This is a genomic window from Muriicola sp. (assembly GCF_049669965.1).
Taxonomy (GTDB): Bacteria; Bacteroidota; Bacteroidia; order Flavobacteriales; family Flavobacteriaceae; genus Muriicola.
This window is the reverse complement of sequence record NZ_JBATLB010000106.1, coordinates 1-19,043: the sequence shown is the minus strand read 5'-3', so window position 1 is coordinate 19,043 and position 19,043 is coordinate 1. Positions and strand designations below refer to the sequence as shown.

Below are 19,043 nucleotides of genomic sequence, written 5' to 3'. Positions count from 1 at the left end.
ATTTCAAAAGACTGTACTCCTAGGTTATATACTCCCTGAGCAGTTGTCCTTCTCCTAGATTTAAGGTGATAACTTTACTATTTGTTTAACAATTTATATTTTTTATTAAACATAATTACTCCTAATTTTGTTAAAATATACTGATATGAGCATGTATCGCCTTACGGCAAAACAGGCACTTCCAATTTCCAGGCAGAAAGCCTGGGAATTTCTTTCAGATCCGGCCAATTTAAAGGTTATCACCCCTCCTGCTATGGGTTTTGAGATCTTAGTAGGAGCAGATAGGCCTATGTTTTCTGGTCAAATTATTCAGTACAAGGTGCATCCTTTTCCGGGCTATTCCACAAAATGGGTTACGGAAATAACCCATGTAAAAGAGGGGTCCTACTTTGTAGACGAACAGCGCTTTGGCCCTTATGTCTTATGGCATCATAAACACTTTATTAATGAAACTGAAGGTGGGATCGAAATGGAGGATATTATTGATTATAAATTACCTTTCGGGATCTTAGGGCAATGGGCCCATCCATTGATGGTAAAGAAGCAGTTAACGGCCATCTTTAAATTCAGGGAAGAAACACTGGAAAATCTTTTTGGTCACTTACATAAAGAGCGTAATTCGCTCGTCATTAAAAAAATATAAGAATGAAAAAAAATATTCTCCTAATTGGCGGATCTCATGGAATAGGTCTGGAAATAGTAAGCCTGTTAAAAGATTCGCACAATCTATTTATTGCGTCAAGAACTGCCGATGAAATAGGGGCTTTCCCTATTACACATATTCCCTTCGATGTTTCAAAAGATGAGCTCAACCTCTCCCAGCTCCCTGAAGATTTACACGGTTTTGTATACTGTCCGGGAAGTATCAATCTAAAACCCATTAAAATGTTAGACATGGATGCCTTTAGGGCAGATATGGAAATAAACTTTTTTAATTTGGTCAAGGTGGTAAAGCAAGTCTTGCCAAGAATGGCCGAAAATTCTTCTATGGTGTTTTTCAGCACAGTGGCCGTTGCGGTTGGGATGCCCTTCCACACAAGTGTTTCTGCAGCCAAAGGAGCGATTGAAGGATTTTCTAAGGCTCTGGCAGCAGAGTGTACCCCTAAGATCCGAGTAAATGTCATTGCGCCTTCCTTGGTAGACACCCCACTTGCCTCCCGTCTTCTAAACAATGACAGAAAAAAAGAAATGATGGCAGAAAGGCATCCATTAAAACGTGTTGGTACCGCTCAGGACATTGCTCAAATGGCAGTTTTTCTCCTGAAAGATGAAAGTGGCTGGATGACAGGACAGGTTTTAGGAGTAGACGGAGGAATGTCTACCTTAAATATCTCCTAAAATGAAAAAAGTTTCTGTTTTTTGGTTTCGACGCGATCTTAGACTAGAAGATAATACCGCGCTCAACAAAGCCTTAAAAGGAGACGTTCCGGTATTACCCGTATTTATCTTCGACCGCAATATTCTAAACGAATTACCAAAGGATGACGCACGAGTTTCATTCATTTTTAGAACGCTGCAGAAAATCAAAAAACGTTTGGAGGATGAAACTGATGGTTCTATAGCTCTCTATTATGACGAACCGCTGGAGGTGTTTAAAAGACTTAACAAAAACTTTGATCTGCAAGCGGTCTACACCAATACAGACTATGAACCTTATGCGACTGAACGTGATAATGTCCTACATGATTTTTTTAAAGCAAAGGGGATCGACTTTCAAACTTGTAAAGATCAGGTGATCTTTGAAAAGGATGAGGTGGTCAAAGAAGATGGGGACCCTTATGTTGTCTATACTCCTTATATGAAACGCTGGAAGGAACATTTTAATAAAACAAAGCCCTTGCAGACCAAAGAGGAAGCGGTTTCATTAAATAATTTGTTCACAGATTTCTCATATCCTGATTTGGATTTATCAGATATGGGTTTTAAACCCTCCAGTATCGAAATACCCGATTACGACGTTTCAGCAAGCCTGATACAGAACTATGAAAAAACCCGTAATTATCCCGCCAAAGAAGGTACCTCCCATTTGGGGCCTCATTTGAGATTTGGAACGGTATCTATTCGCAAAATGGTCCAAAAAGCCGTTGCTGAAAAAAATGAGACATTCTGGAATGAGTTAATATGGCGCGAATTCTTTACGCAGATCCTTTGGCATTTCCCTCACACCACCCAGGAAGCCTTTAGGAAGAAATACGATAGGATTGAATGGAGAAACAACGAAAAGGAATTTGAAAGCTGGAAAAAAGGAGAAACGGGCTATGCACTGGTAGATGCAGGAATGCGCGAACTAAATGCAACAGGGTATATGCACAACAGGGTACGTATGTTGGTGGCCAGTTTCCTTTGTAAACATCTGTTGATAGACTGGCGTTGGGGAGAAGCCTATTTTGCAGAAAAACTCCTGGATTATGAATTGAGCAGCAATGTAGGCAACTGGCAGTGGGCGGCCGGAAGCGGTGTAGATGCGGCGCCTTATTTCAGGATATTCAACCCTATGACACAGGTTGATAAATTTGATAAAGACAGAATCTATATTAAAAAATGGGTCCCGGAATTTGACAGTGAAAACTATGTAGCCAAAATTGTTGATCACAAAGAAGCCAGAGAAAGATGCCTTTCTACTTATAAAGCAGCCTTGTCCTAGGTGCTTTAGTATCTAAAATAACAGGTAAATCCTAAATAGTTCAAACACCTCTTTTTTTAGTATATTTAAGAACCCAATAGATTATATGTCTGTCAATCAAACGTTACCCAATACTCAATCTGTTCAGAATTTCCTTTCCGGCATTCAGGATGAACATAAAAGAAGGGATTGCCTGGCCTCCCAACATCTTGTGGATTTAAGTGTTTTAAAAGAAGTTAAGACAGCTTCTTGTGTGCATATGAAAAGTAAATATCACCTAAATTAAATAACTACCCATGAATAAACTATTACTCCTAGGACTCCTGTTAGTTTGTATACCATTAAGCGGTCAGAAAATGACCAACAGTAAAAAGGCGGTTATTGCCTCTATTGAACAACATCAATCGAAATTAATTCAAATCAGTGATTCTATTTGGGCACAGGCCGAAACAGCCTTCCAGGAGGACGATTCTTCCAGGATTTTGGCAGATTATGCCGAAGCCAATGGGTTTACTGTAGAAAGAGGAGTTGCCGGCATGCCTACGGCTTTTGTGGCCACTTATGGCTCCGGTAAACCGGTTATTAGTGTGTTGGGAGAATACGATGCACTTCCAGGTATTTCTCAAAAAGCCCAGCCTACAAAATCGCCTTTGAATGAAGGGGCTGCAGGTCATGGATGTGGTCATAATCTATTCGGAACGGCCAGCCTTGGAGCGGCTGTAGCAGTAAAAGAATTGATCGAGGCAGGAAAATTAAAGGGCACTGTAAAATTTTTCGGAACACCGGCGGAAGAAAAATTCTTTGGTAAGATCTGGATGGTGAAAGCCGGGCTCTGGGATGATGTGGATGTGAACCTTAGTTGGCACCCTAGCGCAAACACAGAAGCAGATGTTCAAAGTACTTTGGCGCTGGTCGACTTTAAAGTTGAATTTTTCGGTCAGGCTGCCCATGCCTCCGCAGATCCCTGGAACGGCCGCAGTGCTTCCGACGCTTTAGAGCTCTATACCACGGGTATAAACTATTACCGGGAGCATATAAAACCCACTGTTAGGATACATTATCATATACAGGATGGCGGACAAGTAGTAAACGTAGTACCAGATTATTCCAGGCTTTGGGTACGGGTTCGAGACACTAAAAGAAGTGGGATGATGCCGGTTTATGAACGCGTAATGGCCATGGCAGAAGGGGCTGCCATAATGGCCAATGTAGACTATAAGATTTCATTGATATCCGGGATCTATGAAGTGTTGGTTAACAGAGCGGGCGGGGAGATCATGCAACGAAATCTTGAACTTCTGGGTCCTATCCCCTATTCCGATGAAGAAATGGCCTTTGGGCGTAAGATTCAGGAAGAAACAGGAAAGCCACAAGTGGGCATGGATAGTGGTATTACCCCCCTTAAAGAAACCAAAGAGAATCCAGGTGGAGGGTCCACGGATGTTGGGGATGTAAGTTGGAACGTACCCAATATAAATCTGGGGGTTACGGTAGCCCCAAAAGATACTCCCTGGCATTCATGGGCCGTAGTGGCGTGTGGTGGCATGAGCATTGGACACAAAGGAATGCTCCAGGCTGCCAAAGCCCTGGGGATGACCATGGCCGATCTTTTTGAAAACCCCAAATTAGTGGAAAAAGTAAAAGCAGAATATATAGAACGCAAAGGAAATGAAACGTACGAGGCCATCATCCCAGAAGGTCCTCCGCCAATAGGTAACAACTAAAAAAAATGCTATGTTTGGATTATTTAACAAAAAATCACCTTTAGAAAAATTAGAGAATCAGTACAGGGCTCTCATGAAGGAGGCCTTCGATCTTTCAAAGATAAACCGAAGTGCCGGGGACGCCAAGTACGCAGAAGCGGACAAAGTTCAGAAAAAAATAGAAGCATTATTACAAAAAGAAAAGTAAAATGGCTGATAACGAGATCAGGAAAGAGTATGCTTCAGAGGGCATCACAGTAGTATGGAAGCCCAGAAAATGCATTCACTCTGAGGTTTGTGTAAAAACACTCCCAAATGTATATAAACCCAAGGAAAAACCCTGGATCATTCCGGATAATGCCTCGGCAAAAGAGCTTAAGGAGCAGATTGATCTGTGTCCTTCTGGTGCCCTGTCATATAGCCTTGGGGAAGGATTCACTGAAAAATTTAAATCGAATAAACATATGAGTAATAAAGTAGAGGTATTGCCAAACGGTCCATTAATGGTCCATGGAGAATTAGAGGTCACTTTGGCCGATGGTTCTAAAGAAACAAAATCGAAACCCACAGCCTTTTGTCGTTGCGGCGCATCAGACAACAAGCCTTATTGCGATGGCAGTCACAGGGCCGCTGGCTTCAAGGACGCATAACTTTCTTCGCATTTAAATCAGGGAAATAAACTTCAAAATAACCCTAACTATGAGGATATTCTGCTTAGGCATACTGTTCATCTCCTCTGTTGTATGGGGTTATTCACAAAATGAAACCATGATTTCCAGACTAGAGACTTTTAATATTACCACAAACACTAGAAGTCTTATTTGGGAAGAAATGGAACATTTCGAAGCGCCAAACTGGAGTGCGGATGGCAGCTATTTTATAATTAATCAAGGTGGATTGTTGTACAAAGTGGCAGCAGATGGGAAGTTTAAAGAGCTCATCCCTACCGGTTTTGCCAATCGGTGTAACAATGACCACGGTATTTCGCCAGACGGTTCCTTGTTGGCTATAAGCAATAACGATCTTGTCGAAAATGCCGCAGGAGGAACTTCACGGATCTATGTTTTACCCGTCCACGGTGGGGTACCAAAACTAGTGACGAAAAAAATGCCCTCCTACTGGCATGGTTGGTCCCCTGATAGTAAAAACCTCGTCTATACAGCCATGCGAAATGGTGATTTTGATATCTATCAAATTGCGCTGAATGACAGCACTGAAGTTCAATTAACAAACGCCCCAGGATTGGATGATGGACCAGAATACAGCCCGGATGGAAAATATATTTACTATAATTCCTTTCAATCTGGTGTTATGGAATTATGGAGAATGAAACCAGATGGGACCAAAAAGGAACAATTAACAAACGATGCCTATTCTAACTGGTTTCCACATCCTTCACCAGACCGAAAATTCCTGGTTTTTTTATCCTATTTGGAAGATCAGGGCGAATCGCATCCTGCCTTAAAGCAGGTAACCCTTCGTTTATACGATCTTACCAATAATACCATTAAAACACTGATCTCTTTTGTTGGAGGGCAGGGCACTATCAACGTCCCTTCCTGGTCACCAGACAGCAAGGAATTTGCTTTTGTCTCTTATAGTACAAACACTAAATAATCTATCTTATGAATTTAAAAAGGCGTATCCAATCTTTCACCCTACTACTTTTTTTTCTCGGCGTTAGTTTTACTGGTATTTCCCAATCCTTTTCCTTTGAAATAGACCATTATTCAATGATTGTGAAAGACCTTTCTACAACAGGGGATTACTACCAGAAAGTTTTGGGTTTAGAAGGTATTCCTCATCCTGGTAATGCAGACGGATTTCGGTGGTTTACGATCGATGGTAGATCTCAGTTGCACTTAATTCAGAAAGAAAGGGTACCTGAGGAAAAAAGCAAAAGCACTCACCTATGCCTCTCTATTGATGATCTGAAGACGTTTATCACCCATCTTGACAAAATTGACATCTCTTTCTGGGACTGGTCCGGAACCAAAGGGGCTATAACCGACAGGGCAGATGGAGTTAGGCAGATATATCTTCTGGATCCTGAAGGGAATTGGATTGAGATTAACGATGCTGGGAAGTAAATAGATTGTTTCCTTAAACTTAGGCGTTAACATATCTATAAGACATAGAGAGGACAGCAATTCTTATTTTTGACTCTAAATTAGCTTATATGTCCGTTTCCATTAAGAAGATAGTGCCCCTTGGATTTCCCTGGGAAACCGAAGATCCTTTTTTATTTTGTGTGTATCATCTGGACCATTATCCCAAAGGGAATGATGAAATGGGGCCGGTAGCCTCTTTGGAGGGCCGTTCACTTGGGAACGATTTTGCTCCGAATGCTCAGGGATGGCGCATGTATCACGGGCATACCGTACCAGGATTTCCCTATCATCCTCACCGGGGCTTTGAAACCATTACTATTGTCAATAAAGGGTTTTGTGATCATTCAGATTCGTTAGGCGCAGCAGGTCGTTTTGGGCAAGGTGATGTACAATGGATGACGGCTGGGAGAGGGGTGCAACACTCCGAAATGTTTCCATTACTGGAAAAAGAAAAAGATAATCCTCTCGAACTCTTTCAGATATGGCTAAATCTGCCAAAAGCTTCTAAGATGGCAGACCCCCATTTTAAAATGCTATGGCATGAAGACATCCCGTTTCAGAAGAAAGACGGGGTATCCCTTAAAATTATCACAGGAGATTACAACAATATCCCGGCACCTACCCCCGCTCCCGATTCATGGGCGGCGTCTAAAGAAAATATGGTGGCTATTTGGAACCTTCATCTTGAGCCGGGTGCCAGCTTCACTTTCCCTTCTATCCCTGAGGTAATCAACAGAACGCTTTATTTTTATGAAGGCGAATCCTGTGTGATCGATAGCACCAGAATAGCGCCCAATAATGGCATAGTATTAAATAGCAATGAAGTTCTGCTAACCAACAATGGTCTGGAACCAGCTCACTTTTTACTGCTACAGGGCAAACCTATTGAGGAACCGGTTGCAAAATATGGTCCTTTTGTGATGAATACAGACCAAGAAATAGAACAAGCCATGCAAGAATACAGACTTACACAGTTTGGAGGATGGCCCTGGCCTTATCCGGATAATGTGCATGAACGTAACAAGGGCCGTTTTGCTAAATATCCCGATGGCACTCTGGTTGAGAAATAAATGAACGAAGATTCTTTAAGACTACTCTTAGATTTTGGCCTGCTTGTACTGATATGGCTCGTACAACTGGTGATTTACCCCAGCTTTTTACACTTTCAGAAAGAAGGTTTAGTTGGTTGGCATAAAAAATATACCCCGCGCATTACCTTTATCGTCCTGCCGCTTATGCTGGGCCAATTGATGCTTTACGGCTCCCTCTTGCAGCAAGAAAAGACCGTTTATAGTATTGGGTCCTTCACCCTTGTATTGATTGCCTGGCTGCTCACCTTCACGGTTTTTGTGCCTAGGCATAAAGAGATCTCAGCCAATTCCTACTCTGAAAAGACACTCTCTCAATTGGTAACTTATAATTGGGGGAGAACGGTGGTCTGGACCGCCCTTTTTATATGGAATGTGTTGATTCAGCAGCCCTATTGAGCAATATGAAAGCCTGGGGCAAGCAAGTCTTTGGCTTCGTTGGGATGACGTTTTAAATACACGGCCACAAAAGGACACAAAGGTGCCATTTTAAGTCCTTCCTCCCTGATATGATGTAGTACTTTCTGAATGAGTGCACTTCCTACCCCTTTCCCTTCCAGGGCAACAGGAACTTCGGTATGGGTCAAATAAATTACCCCGAGTTTGTTGAGCAGGTATTCGGTGTAGGCAATTTGTCCTTCAAAATGAAGCTCAAATCTTTTTTGGCTACCCTCCGTCTTATTAATAAGTGGGATTTTAGAATAATCTGTTGCCACGCCGGTGTGTTATTGTATAATCTGTTAAACCCTGGTGATCTTTGCCCCTATTGCTTGTAAACGGGTATCTATATTTTCGTATCCCCGGTCTATCTGTTCAATATTATGAATCGTAGAAGTTCCTTTGGCAGATAAGGCAGCAATTAAGAGAGAGACACCTGCCCGGATGTCTGGCGACACCATAACGGTCGATTTTAAGGTCGATTTGAAATCGTGCCCTATAACCGTTGCCCTGTGCGGGTCACAAAGAATGATCTTTGCACCCATATCTATGAGTTTATCTACAAAGAATAATCGGCTTTCAAACATTTTCTGATGGATCAGCACTTCACCTTTCGCCTGTGTGGAAATAACCAGGATGATACTCAGAAGATCTGGTGTTAAACCTGGCCAGGGTGCGTCTGAAATGGTCAGAATAGATCCGTCTATGTAATTATGAATCTTATAACCGTTTGTATGTGCCGGGATAAATATATCGTCGCCTTTCCTTTCCAGAGTGATTCCTAATTTTCTAAAAACCGTGGGGATTTGTCCCAGGTTTTCCCAACTAACGTTCTTAATGGTCAACTCACTTTTAGTCATGGCAGCAAGCCCTATCCAGCTACCTATCTCTATCATGTCTGGCAGCATGGTATGTTCGGTGCCTTTAAGTTGGGCAACACCTTCAATTACCAATAAGTTAGAGCCAATGCCACTGATCTTGGCGCCCATCCTGTTTAACATCTTACAAAGTTGTTGCAGGTATGGTTCACATGCAGCATTGTATATGGTTGTGGTTCCTTCGGCGAGCACTGATGCCATTACGATGTTGGCCGTTCCGGTAACAGAGGCCTCATCTAACAACATATAGGTCCCTTTGAGTTTTTTTGCCTCAACCCCGTAGAAATGCTCTTCTTTATTATATCTGAAACTGGCTCCAAGTTTTATAAAGCCTTCGAAATGAGTATCGAGCCTTCTGCGTCCTATTTTGTCGCCTCCTGGTTTTGGGATATAACCTTTTCCAAACCTAGCAAGTAATGGCCCTACTAACATAATGGAACCTCTTAAACCTCTGCCATCGTGCTTAAACTGATCAGATAACAAATAATCCATATTCACATCATCGGCCATAAAGGTATACGAACCCTTCCCTTTTTTCTGGATCTTTACCCCCAGATCTTCAAGAAGCTTTATCAGTTTGTTGACATCAACAATATCCGGTATGTTGTGAATGGTAACTTTATCTGCAGTTAATAAAACTGCGCAAAGGATTTGCAGAGCTTCATTTTTTGCACCTTGTGGCGTAATCTCACCGTGTAGTTTGTGACCGCCTTCTATTTGAAATGTACCCATCTACCCTTCAGAAGATTAATAGCGTTTCTTTCCCCTATTATTACTGCGTCCTCCTTTTTTGTTGGAGCTGCTTGGCCTGCTGGTCTTGGTGACCCGCTGTTTTAGAAATTGCCCACTGTCTGTAAGGTTTTCACCATCCGAAGCAAGATCAATTTGTCCATCGCTCAATTCGAATAAGTGTTTAAAAATAGCCTTATCGTCTACCGTGTCCTTATTCCAATTCAAATAACACTTCTTCATGTGGTTGGCGATGGCGTATTCCAGTCCGTCTCGCTTATCGCCTTTTTCCCATTTTATGGCCACATCGATCATCCGCTTGATGTTGTTCCCGTAAAAGCGATATTTTGGGAAGTTCTGTGGATATTCCAAAGGTTCGGGACGTGCCTGAAGTAATTCCTTACTGGTAATAGGAAAAGGAGAATCTACATCCAATTTAAAATCGGACATGATAAACAATTGGTCCCATAATTTATGCTGAAAATCTGGTACATCTCTTAAATGAGGTTGTAAGTTACCCATTACGGATATGATAGATTGCGCAACCTTATTACGCTCTTCTCTATCTGCAATGGATACAGCATAGTCTACCATTTTTTGAAAATGACGACCGTATTCGGGAATAATGAGCTGTGAGCGCTCAGTATTGTATTCTAGGTTTTCTACTAAATTCAAAGTGATTTATTTACAGTTGTTGTATGTGCTTGGAAGTAACTACTTAACGCACGCAAATTAAGAAAATTATAGGAGAATAACTATTTTAAAGGGAGATTACCCCCTCTACCTTGGCCACTTCCTTATAATAGCCTATCACGGCTTCCGGGTCTGGCAGGTTAACCGTTACTGAGAGGCTGGTATATTTTCCCTTGCTAGATTTTTTCGACTCTATAACGGCCCCTGAATTATCGAAAATATTCTGTATTGCTTTGATCTTTGCCATATCTGTAGGCACTATAAACTTATATAAGTAATCAGAAGGCCAGGACGTTGTTCGTAACAATTCTTCCTTTAACCGCAAGTAAAATTCATCTGTACTGTCTTTATTCATGCAATTTCTTTTTACAAATATAAAGGGAATCAACTTATTTCTTAGCCATGTGGGTATTGTTTACTTTTGTGTTACAAGTACATTGATAGAATGCCAAAACGAATCGTAATTACGGGTGGTCCCGGTACAGGAAAGACTTCGGTGATAAAAAAGCTGGAAGAAAAAGGTTATTTCTGTTTTCATGAAGTAATACGGGATTTAACCCTGGAAGCCAAAAAGCAGGGAGATCCTTCTAGCTTTGTTACCAACCCTTTGGCCTTTGTACAGGATCCTTTTACATTCAATCAGCATATATTAAAAGCCAGGCTTACCCATTTTAAGGAGGGTAACAAGCTGCGTCATAAAGTTGTTTTTTACGATAGAGGAATTCCAGACGTTCTTGCGTACATGCGTTATTTTGATCAGCCCTATCCGGAAGATTTCATCGCCTTATGCCGGGATCACAGGTATGATAATGTGATTGTTTTGCCACCCTGGGAAGCAATATATGCGACAGATGAAGAGCGAATGGAAACTTTTCAGGAAGCAAAGGACATTCACAATGAACTTCTGGCCATGTATGAAGAATTTAAATATCCCGCCCTCATAGTTCCCAAAGGAAGTGTGGAAGAGCGCACAGCGTATATAATAACGAAGGTTGCTGAGATTTTGTGAAAGAGACACCCGAAAATATACTAAAAAGGTTCTGGGGCTTTGATTCGTTCAGAGGGTCACAGAAACACATCATTGAGGCTGTGCTACATGGCAAGGATGTTTTGGCCCTCCTCCCCACTGGAGGCGGGAAATCTGTTTGCTATCAGGTTCCGGCCCTTGTAACCGATGGAATCTGCGTGGTGGTCTCTCCCCTGATCGCCCTTATTAATGACCAGGTGAGTCAATTGAAACAACGCGGCATAAAAGCAGTGGCACTAACGGGTGGAATCTCCTTTGAGGAAACCAATAACTTGTTGGATAACTGTTTATATGGAGGTTACAAATTCTTGTATTTATCCCCGGAACGGCTGCAGCAGGAAATTGTTCAGGAAAGGATCGGCCAGATGAATGTGCAACTTATTGCCATCGATGAAGCTCATTGTATCTCTCAATGGGGCATAGACTTCAGACCCGCTTATTTAAAATGTTCCATTCTGAGGGAACTTCACCCCGAAGTGCCCTTCATTGCCTTGACAGCGACCGCCACTGATAGGGTTTCAAAAGATATCATGGCTAATCTGCAGCTTAGAGCACCCCTTCTGGTTAAAGATTCATTTTACAGGGAAAACCTTATTTATAGCGTATCCTATCAGGAAAATAAGAACCAACGACTTGTGCAAATGTGTCAGGCAGACGGTGCAAGTGGTATTGTATATGTGAGGAGCAGGCGAAAATCTGAAGAGTTGGCACTGCTTCTGAGTCAAAAAGGAATCAGCGCCAGTTATTTTCATGGAGGAATGAGCCGGGATGAAAAGCAAAAAAAGTTACAGAGTTGGCTACAAAATAAGAAACAAATTATGGTAGCCACCAGCGCTTTTGGAATGGGGATAGATAAACCCGACGTAGCAAGGGTTATCCATTACCAAATGCCAGAAAGCATCGAGAACTATTTTCAGGAAGCTGGAAGGGCAGGAAGGAATGGAGCATGTGCAGAAGCCGTATTACTTGTGAGTGCCCATGATAAAGAACAATTGTTAAATCAATTCATAAAAGTGCTGCCCGATATTGCCTTTATGAAGCTCCTTTACAGTAAACTGAACAATTATTTTCGAATCCCATATGGCAATCTTGATGAAGAGACCTTTCCATTTAATTTTAATCATTTTTGCGACACCTATGAACTAAACACTTCGCTGGTATACAATGGGATGCGATTGTTAGATCAGCATTCCGTGATCGCCCTTTCCCAAAATTTCTCTCATAAAACAACGGTGCAATTTCTGGCTTCCAAAAATGCTCTTTTTTCCTATTTGGAAGCACATTCTAATGAAGCTTTTATTTTACAAGTGCTATTAAGGACCTATGGCGGGGTTTTCGAATACCCAACAAGAATCAATACCGTATTGATTGCTAAAAAAGCAGAAGTGGCCGAAAGTACCGTATTCACAACGCTCAAAAAAGCCGAAATGGATGGAATCATCGACTTTCAACACGAGAAGCAGGATATGGAACTTACTTTTCTGGTGCCAAGAGAAGATGAGAGGACCATCAATGTATTTTCGCACAAGATCAGAGAATTAAATCAGCTTAAGATCAGCAACATTGAAGCTATGCTTGCTTACGGAGAAAACACTTCAACTTGCAGAACCAGACAGCTATTGGCATATTTTGGCGAAAAATATAGTCCCGTTTGTGGTAAATGCGATGTATGCCTGCGAAAGGAGAAAAGAAGCACAAACGAATTAAAGAGTTTAGATTTGGACATTCTTGATCTGCTGGCAAATCAATCTGTTTCTTCTCTAAAACTAATTGAATCCCTAGGAAAGGATAGGGAAGTAATATTACAGGAGTTACAATTTCTTTTGGAAGAAGGAAAGATCATTATCACATCTAATAATGAATACACGGTAAGCAAATGAGATCACTGAGGATTGTTTTTATGGGGACCCCGGATTTTGCGGTTGCCAGTTTGAAAGCACTGATAGAACACAATTACGAAGTAGTTGGTGTCATCACGGCTCCAGACCGCCCTGCGGGTAGAGGCCAGGCAATGAGGCAGTCGGCCGTTAAAGAATACGCTTCTTCACTGGGTTTAAATGTGCTACAACCTACAAATTTAAAGGCCGCAGATTTTTTAACTCAACTCGCAGAACTCAAGGCAAACCTACAAGTAGTAGTGGCTTTTAGAATGTTGCCTAAAGTAGTCTGGCAAATGCCTGAGTACGGTACTTTCAATTTACATGCTTCATTGTTGCCAGATTATCGCGGTGCGGCGCCTATTAACTGGGCCATTATCAATGGAGAGGAAAAAACGGGGGTTACTACATTCTTTATTGATGAGAAGATAGACACTGGAGCAATAATCTCTCAGACCGAATGTGCGATTACAGAACAGGATACCGCTGGTTCTCTGCACGATACTTTAATGATTCTAGGCGCAGAGCTTGTCATCAATACCGTGCAACGTATAGAAAAAGATGAAGCAAAGACTGTGAGCCAAAAGCACAGTGAAGTGCTCAAAGAAGCTCCTAAGCTGTCCAAAGAACATGGACAGATCAAATGGAACAGGCCAATTAAAGAGATCTATAACCAGATCAGAGGACTTAGCCCCTACCCTGTTGCCTGGACCACTCTGGTAAATGATGAGGAGACTTCCTATCTCAAGGTGTATAAAGCAGCTTATACAAGGGAAGATCATACCTTGCCCTTTGGAAAGATTGTAGGAGACAAAAGGAGTATTAAAGTAGCAGTGGCAGGAGGTTATATCTGGCTAGAGGAAATTCAGCTCCCTGGGAAACGAAAAATGGAGGTAAAGGATGTCTTAAACGGATTGAAATTAGAACAAAATGCGCATGTTCTCTGAAGTCCCGTGTACACTGGGTTCAAAGAATTCATCAAAAAAATGCCACTTTATCAACAAACCCTTCAAGTTATCAACAAAAACCCCGATTTCCCTTGATTTTACTTGTCTTAACGGCAAATCCGTATAAATTTGTTTGAGCTTTAAAATGTTTAACAACAATTAATTTACTTAAATTATGAACAAAACAGAATTAATCGATGCAATGGCAGCTGACGCTGGCATCACAAAAGCAGCCGCTAAAAAATCTTTGGAATCTTTCTTGGGGAATGTTGAAAAATCTCTTAAAAAAGGTAACCGTGTTTCTTTAGTTGGTTTCGGATCTTGGTCAGTATCTAGAAGAAGCGCAAGAGAAGGAAGAAACCCTTCTACTGGAAAAACCATCCATATTAAAGCAAAAAATGTAGTTAAATTCAAAGCAGGTTCTGATTTGAGCGGCGCTGTTAACTAATTTTTGTTCTAAATAATATACTGAAAGCACTTCCCATAAAGAAGTGCTTTTTTTGTAGGTGTATTTTTTTTGTAGTTAGGTAGTTTTATTCTATTTTAGAAAAAAGGAAGTGCCCAAATGACAAGTCTTAAACCTAAGAAAGGAAAGCTATTGATTGCTGAACCCTCGTTGACAGGGGATGTGTCCTTTAACAGGTCTGTAGTGTTGATCGCTGAGCACAATGAAGAAGGTTCAGTGGGTTTTATTCTGAATAAGCCTCTAGACTATGACATTAGCGATCTTGTCAACGAAATACTCGTCCCATTCCCTGTTTTTAATGGTGGGCCGGTGGAACAGGATAATTTATACTTCATTCACAAAGTACCTCATTTAATTAATGAAAGTGTAGAGATCTCAGATGGCATTTTCTGGGGAGGCGATTTTGATGCCACCATTTCTCTTATCAACAGAGGGATCATTACCCCAAAAGACATTCGCTTTTTCCTGGGTTACTCTGGCTGGTCCTCTCTTCAATTAGACCAGGAACTAGATTCTAAATCATGGATCGTTGTAAAAAATCATTCCGAAAGTGAGATCATCGAGAAATCCTCTAACTCCTTTTGGAAAGAAAAAATGATGGAATTGGGAGGCGACTATCTATTGTGGTCCAATGCTCCCGAAAATCCAAGCCTTAACTAAGTCGGGCCAGCGCATTTAACTTCCCCAGGATTTCATCGGCTACCACTGATTTATAGCTTGCTTTTCTGTAATGGGTAACCGATTGGATCCCCACTTTTATATTCGTAATAAATAGTTCATCGGCCTTTTGGATTTCAAAAGGAGAGATAGATGCTTCCTCCAGGGTATAATCAGGAACTTTTCGCAGCAACTCTATCATTTTTTTTCTCAAGATCCCATTCTCACAACCATCCGCAATGGGGGGTGTTTTAATATGATTTTGATTCACCAGGAATAAATTCCCTCTCAGAGTCTGTACCACGTTCTTCTGATCGTTCAAAACAATACAGTCGTCATATCCATTTTCAGAGGCATACACTTTCCCGATGGTATTTATAAGATCATTGACGGTAGACAGATTTGAGATCATCCCGGCCTGTATAAAATGATCTTTATACACCTCTAGTCTGTAAGAGGAGTTATTTTTGATATAAAAAGCAGACGTTTCTACCTGCGGTGAAATAAGAAAAGACACTTCATTCTCAAGATCAGCCCCATTTTGAGGTGTTTTTCTAAAAACATACAGGTTTACTAATACTGAAGAATCTTCCATCCCTGATTCCCGTATTGTTTTTAGGAGTTGATCCTCTAAGTATTCCATGGTAAAATTCATAGGGATCTCCATTCGCAGAATGCGCATTGAGGCCATTAAACGGAGGTAATGATCTTCCCAGAAATAGATCTTTTTGGGTGCGATTCGCAGCTTCTCTAGCAGTGCGTCTCCATGCGAAAATCCGCGATTGTTGGCATTGAAGTAAGTAGATGATTCCTGCAGTAACTCCCCGTCATAATTGATCATAAAAAAGCCTTGAAAATTTCAAGGCCAAAGATACTGCTTCTTTAAGAATTTCTATTTGGACCCCAGAACCTGTTTAAGGCTGGATACCTGATTTTCCCACAACATTTTTGCCTCCTCTATTTCATCCTCTTCTGCAAAGTCTGTAATGAACAATGAAACATCGCTGGTTATTTCATCTACGATAATCTTCATTTCAAAATAAGTGCCATCTTCAGTATCCTCCCAGGCAAAGCGAATAAATTCATCGCTCTTTCTTTTCAGGAGTTTAGCTTCCTCTTCCGAGCCGTCCCAAATAAAATTAAACATCTCTCCCCTGGAATTAACATTATCTGCAAACCATTCTGAAAGTCCCGAAGGGGTGGAAAGGTATTGATAAAGTAATTGCGGTGAAGATTGTATAACAAATTCTACTTCAAATTTAATTTTATCTGACATTCGGGGTATTTTTTAACTTCGGACAATATATATATTTCTATATGATAAAAAAATAATCTCCTATAAATATTTTTTGATAGCCTTATTTTGATGTAGCGGAAATTAAACTTTATATTTGCAGCCGCTTTCAAAACCTTTGGCGAGGTAGCTCAGGTGGTTAGAGCGCAGGATTCATAACCCTGAGGTCGGGAGTTCAAGTCTCCCTCTCGCTACGAAAAAAGACCACTATTTGTGGTCTTTTTTTATGTGTTAATAAATAAATTTATTTATGTTTCAGGTATTCTGAAGGGAATAGTTGAGAAAATTTCAATTTGATTGAATATTATCAGGAAAACCGGGCTTTATAATGCTCGCCGTTCTATGAAAAAAGATTACACCTTAAATTTTCTGCTCGTCTTTCTATTTTTTTCATACGTTATTAAGGCACAGGAAGGAATTGAGAGACAAACCACTGAGCAATTCCAATTTTGGACTAGCCTGAATAGCACAGTACGCTTATCTCAGCATTTTGGGTTAATTGGCGACGTACATATAAGAAGGGAAAATTTCATTAAGGATCCCAATTTTTATTTTTTGCGATTGGGTGGTGTCTATTGGGTAAACAACCAGTTTTCATTTGTAGGAGGCACTGCAGCCTTATGGAACGCTACTGAAACTAATATTGGGACAAAATATGCTCTGGAACGAAGAATTTACCAGCAGGTCCTATGGCGCGCGGTATTTGGACAACTTACATTCTTACAGCGAATCCGTACAGAACAGCGCTGGCACCAGGTACTAAACAGCACGGATGGCTCCGTTGACCGTGTTCGATTTTCAAACAGATTCCGATTTCTTATGTCTGCAAGCATGCAGGTGTTCAATAAACCTACCTTACCCAGGCCAACCATCTCTAATGAGATCTTGTTTCATACGGGAAAAGAGATCGTTTACAATACTTTTGATCAGAACCGGCTTTTTCTTGGGTTTAATCAGCAGATAGGGAAGAATTTGAGAGTAGATTATGGGTATATGATGGTATATCAGCAGCAGTACGCGGCCAGAGAATACAATTTGAACCACACCTTTCGCCTTTTTTTCTATTACTCCCCAGATTTCAGGAAAGAATCCGATGAAAACCTCCCTCATTATCCCATTGGTGGCATAGAGTAAGTTATCAGCAGACCTACTTTTGATATGGGCTTTTATTTGCTATTAATAAACCCCACTACCTTCACAAATGACCTATATCATTTCGATTCGCATCGAAACTTGCTAATTTAGAGATTAGACAGGTTCCAAAAATCGTAAAATGGCACAGGTATACTATCTACCGAAAAAATTACGTCAATTTCTGATTGAAATAGGAGAACTTTCCTTTTTCGCGGGCCGTTTTTTTAAGGAAGCTGTTAAACGTCCCTTTGAGTTCAAAGAACTCTTACGCCAGTGTTATCAAATGGGCAACCGTTCGCTCGCACTGGTCCTGGTTACAGGTTTTATCATCGGACTAGTACTAGATTTACAATCCCGTCCTACAATGATACAGTTCGGTGCCGTTTCTATGATGCCCAATATGGTGGGCATTTCAATTGTCCGAGAACTCGGACCTGTCATTACGGCCTTGGTTTGTGCGGGACGTATCGCCTCGGGTATTGGCGCTGAACTGGGATCTATGCGGGTTACGGAACAAATTGATGCCATGGAGGTCTCCGGCACTAATCCCTTTAAATATTTAGTGGTTACCCGTATTTTGGCAACTACTTTAATGCTGCCGCTTTTAGTAATTCTTGGTGATGCCGTTGCACTCTATGGCTCAGCTTTAGTAGAGTATTATAAAGGCAATGTTTCCTTTCAACTCTATTTCAATACTGTTTTCGATGCCTTAACGTTTGGCGATCTGATACCAGCTACAGCAAAATCATTTTTTTTCGGATTTGCCATTGGACTAGTAGGCTGTTTTAAAGGTTACAACAGCAAGAAAGGAACAGCAGGGGTCGGTATTGCGGCCAACACGGCAGTCGTATTTACCTCGATGTTCCTGTTTATTATTGATTTTGTGGCAGTTTTTATTTCGGATATTTTTTATGATCTCTAATGGAAAAAGAAAAGGACATAGTACAAGCAGCACAAAAGACGGAGGCAAGGAAAATTATGCTGGAAATCCGAGACCTTCACAAGAGTTTTGGTGATAATCATGTGCTCAACGGCTTCAACATGAAACTCCACAAGGGGGAAAACCTTGTGATCATGGGCAAGTCTGGCTCGGGAAAATCTGTAATGATTAAATGTTTAGTGGGCTTAATGCAACCCGATAGTGGTTACATTTCTGTTATGGGAAAGGAAATTAAATCACTAGATCGAGAGACCTTGGATGTACTTCGTTCAGAGATCGGGTTTTTATTTCAGGGGAGTGCGTTGTACGATTCCATGACAGTGCGCGAAAATCTGGAATTTCCGATGCGAAGGCATAAAGAAAAGCTAGGCAATATTACCGATACTACACCCTTGGTACTGGAAGCCCTCGAAAGTGTAGGCCTGGCCCATACGATGG

The 19,043-nt window shown here is 41.2% G+C and carries 24 protein-coding genes and 1 tRNA gene; 19 read left to right on the top strand and 6 right to left on the bottom strand.

Going from position 1 to position 19,043, the window contains the following annotated elements; translation table 11 throughout:
- Positions 1–145: 145 nt before the first annotated feature.
- The 10 genes from WBM49_RS05640 (at position 146) to WBM49_RS05595 (ending at position 7,924) form a co-directional block, all read left to right on the top strand.
- Positions 146–643: an SRPBCC family protein gene (locus WBM49_RS05640; RefSeq protein ID WP_424371086.1), complete on the top strand. Its 498-nt coding sequence runs from the start codon at positions 146–148 to the stop codon at positions 641–643.
- A 2-nt stretch (positions 644–645) separates the two neighbouring features.
- Positions 646–1,338, top strand: a complete 693-nt coding sequence (locus WBM49_RS05635) for an SDR family NAD(P)-dependent oxidoreductase (protein WP_424371085.1) — start codon at positions 646–648, stop codon at positions 1,336–1,338.
- Position 1,339: 1 nt separating this feature from the next.
- Positions 1,340–2,644 carry a cryptochrome/photolyase family protein gene (locus WBM49_RS05630; protein WP_424371084.1) on the top strand — a complete coding sequence of 435 codons (1,305 nt, stop codon included), beginning with the start codon at positions 1,340–1,342 and terminating at the stop codon, positions 2,642–2,644.
- Between the two features lie 275 nt (positions 2,645–2,919).
- The gene (locus tag WBM49_RS05625; protein WP_424371083.1) at positions 2,920–4,347 is read left to right on the top strand and encodes an amidohydrolase; all 1,428 of its coding nucleotides are present in this window, start codon (positions 2,920–2,922) and stop codon (positions 4,345–4,347) included.
- 10 nt (positions 4,348–4,357) lie between these two features.
- On the top strand, positions 4,358–4,534 hold the full coding sequence (locus WBM49_RS05620; RefSeq protein ID WP_424371082.1) for a Lacal_2735 family protein: 177 nt from the start codon (positions 4,358–4,360) through the stop codon (positions 4,532–4,534).
- Between the two features lies 1 nt (position 4,535).
- Entirely contained in the window at positions 4,536–4,976 is a 441-nt protein-coding gene (locus WBM49_RS05615; protein ID WP_424371081.1) for a (4Fe-4S)-binding protein, read from the top strand.
- Positions 4,977–5,025: 49 nt separating this feature from the next.
- Positions 5,026–5,943, top strand: a complete 918-nt coding sequence (locus tag WBM49_RS05610; RefSeq protein ID WP_424371080.1) for a transporter — start codon at positions 5,026–5,028, stop codon at positions 5,941–5,943.
- A gap of 8 nt (positions 5,944–5,951) precedes the next feature.
- Positions 5,952–6,416, top strand: coding sequence for a VOC family protein (locus WBM49_RS05605; RefSeq protein ID WP_424371079.1), 465 nt, complete (start codon positions 5,952–5,954; stop codon positions 6,414–6,416).
- Between the two features lie 89 nt (positions 6,417–6,505).
- Complete coding sequence (locus tag WBM49_RS05600) at positions 6,506–7,507, top strand: pirin family protein (RefSeq protein WP_424371078.1); 1,002 nt, start codon at positions 6,506–6,508, stop codon at positions 7,505–7,507.
- Positions 7,508–7,924, top strand: a complete 417-nt coding sequence (locus WBM49_RS05595) for a hypothetical protein (protein ID WP_424371077.1) — start codon at positions 7,508–7,510, stop codon at positions 7,922–7,924. It abuts the gene before it with no gap.
- On the opposite strand, the gene WBM49_RS05590 is transcribed toward WBM49_RS05595, so the two are convergent.
- The 4 genes from WBM49_RS05590 to WBM49_RS05575 form a co-directional block, all read right to left on the bottom strand.
- Positions 7,918–8,241 (bottom strand): GNAT family N-acetyltransferase, encoded by a 324-nt coding sequence (locus WBM49_RS05590; protein ID WP_424371076.1) that lies wholly within the window; start codon positions 8,239–8,241, stop codon positions 7,918–7,920. The two genes, WBM49_RS05595 and WBM49_RS05590, sit on opposite strands and share 7 nt — an antisense overlap.
- 24 nt (positions 8,242–8,265) lie before the next feature.
- Positions 8,266–9,573: a UDP-N-acetylglucosamine 1-carboxyvinyltransferase gene (gene murA, locus WBM49_RS05585; RefSeq protein WP_424371075.1), complete on the bottom strand. Its 1,308-nt coding sequence runs from the start codon at positions 9,571–9,573 to the stop codon at positions 8,266–8,268.
- Between the two features lie 15 nt (positions 9,574–9,588).
- Positions 9,589–10,245: a DUF4290 domain-containing protein gene (locus WBM49_RS05580; protein ID WP_424371074.1), complete on the bottom strand. Its 657-nt coding sequence runs from the start codon at positions 10,243–10,245 to the stop codon at positions 9,589–9,591.
- Between the two features lie 85 nt (positions 10,246–10,330).
- Positions 10,331–10,618 (bottom strand): DUF493 family protein, encoded by a 288-nt coding sequence (locus WBM49_RS05575; RefSeq protein WP_424371073.1) that lies wholly within the window; start codon positions 10,616–10,618, stop codon positions 10,331–10,333.
- 90 nt (positions 10,619–10,708) lie between these two features.
- Between WBM49_RS05575 and WBM49_RS05570 the strand changes: the two genes are divergently transcribed.
- The 5 genes from WBM49_RS05570 to WBM49_RS05550 all read left to right on the top strand — a co-directional run bounded on the left by WBM49_RS05570 (position 10,709) and on the right by WBM49_RS05550 (position 15,240).
- The gene (locus WBM49_RS05570; protein WP_424371072.1) at positions 10,709–11,272 is read left to right on the top strand and encodes an AAA family ATPase; all 564 of its coding nucleotides are present in this window, start codon (positions 10,709–10,711) and stop codon (positions 11,270–11,272) included.
- Complete coding sequence (locus tag WBM49_RS05565; protein WP_424371071.1) at positions 11,269–13,170, top strand: RecQ family ATP-dependent DNA helicase; 1,902 nt, start codon at positions 11,269–11,271, stop codon at positions 13,168–13,170. Before WBM49_RS05570 ends, WBM49_RS05565 begins: the two co-directional genes overlap by 4 nt.
- Positions 13,167–14,114, top strand: coding sequence for a methionyl-tRNA formyltransferase (gene fmt / locus WBM49_RS05560; RefSeq protein WP_424371070.1), 948 nt, complete (start codon positions 13,167–13,169; stop codon positions 14,112–14,114). The genes WBM49_RS05565 and fmt overlap by 4 nt, the downstream gene beginning before the upstream one ends.
- 175 nt (positions 14,115–14,289) lie before the next feature.
- Positions 14,290–14,562, top strand: coding sequence for an HU family DNA-binding protein (locus tag WBM49_RS05555; RefSeq protein ID WP_424371069.1), 273 nt, complete (start codon positions 14,290–14,292; stop codon positions 14,560–14,562).
- A gap of 117 nt (positions 14,563–14,679) precedes the next feature.
- Positions 14,680–15,240 (top strand): YqgE/AlgH family protein, encoded by a 561-nt coding sequence (locus WBM49_RS05550; protein ID WP_424371068.1) that lies wholly within the window; start codon positions 14,680–14,682, stop codon positions 15,238–15,240.
- Here the strand turns inward: WBM49_RS05550 and WBM49_RS05545 are convergent.
- Positions 15,233–16,078, bottom strand: a complete 846-nt coding sequence (locus tag WBM49_RS05545; protein ID WP_424371067.1) for an aminotransferase class IV — start codon at positions 16,076–16,078, stop codon at positions 15,233–15,235. The two genes, WBM49_RS05550 and WBM49_RS05545, sit on opposite strands and share 8 nt — an antisense overlap.
- A gap of 51 nt (positions 16,079–16,129) precedes the next feature.
- Entirely contained in the window at positions 16,130–16,513 is a 384-nt protein-coding gene (locus WBM49_RS05540; RefSeq protein WP_424371066.1) for an START-like domain-containing protein, read from the bottom strand.
- 138 nt (positions 16,514–16,651) lie between these two features.
- Between WBM49_RS05540 and WBM49_RS05535 the strand changes: the two genes are divergently transcribed.
- The 4 genes from WBM49_RS05535 to WBM49_RS05520 all read left to right on the top strand — a co-directional run.
- Positions 16,652–16,725: transfer RNA gene (locus tag WBM49_RS05535), tRNA-Met, on the top strand.
- Between the two features lie 148 nt (positions 16,726–16,873).
- Positions 16,874–17,665, top strand: coding sequence for a DUF2490 domain-containing protein (locus WBM49_RS05530; RefSeq protein ID WP_424371065.1), 792 nt, complete (start codon positions 16,874–16,876; stop codon positions 17,663–17,665).
- 139 nt (positions 17,666–17,804) lie between these two features.
- Positions 17,805–18,587, top strand: a complete 783-nt coding sequence (locus WBM49_RS05525; protein ID WP_424371064.1) for an MlaE family ABC transporter permease — start codon at positions 17,805–17,807, stop codon at positions 18,585–18,587.
- On the top strand, positions 18,587–19,043 hold a 457-nt coding region (locus WBM49_RS05520), incomplete at its 3' end, for an ATP-binding cassette domain-containing protein (RefSeq protein WP_424371063.1). The genes WBM49_RS05525 and WBM49_RS05520, both read left to right, overlap by 1 nt.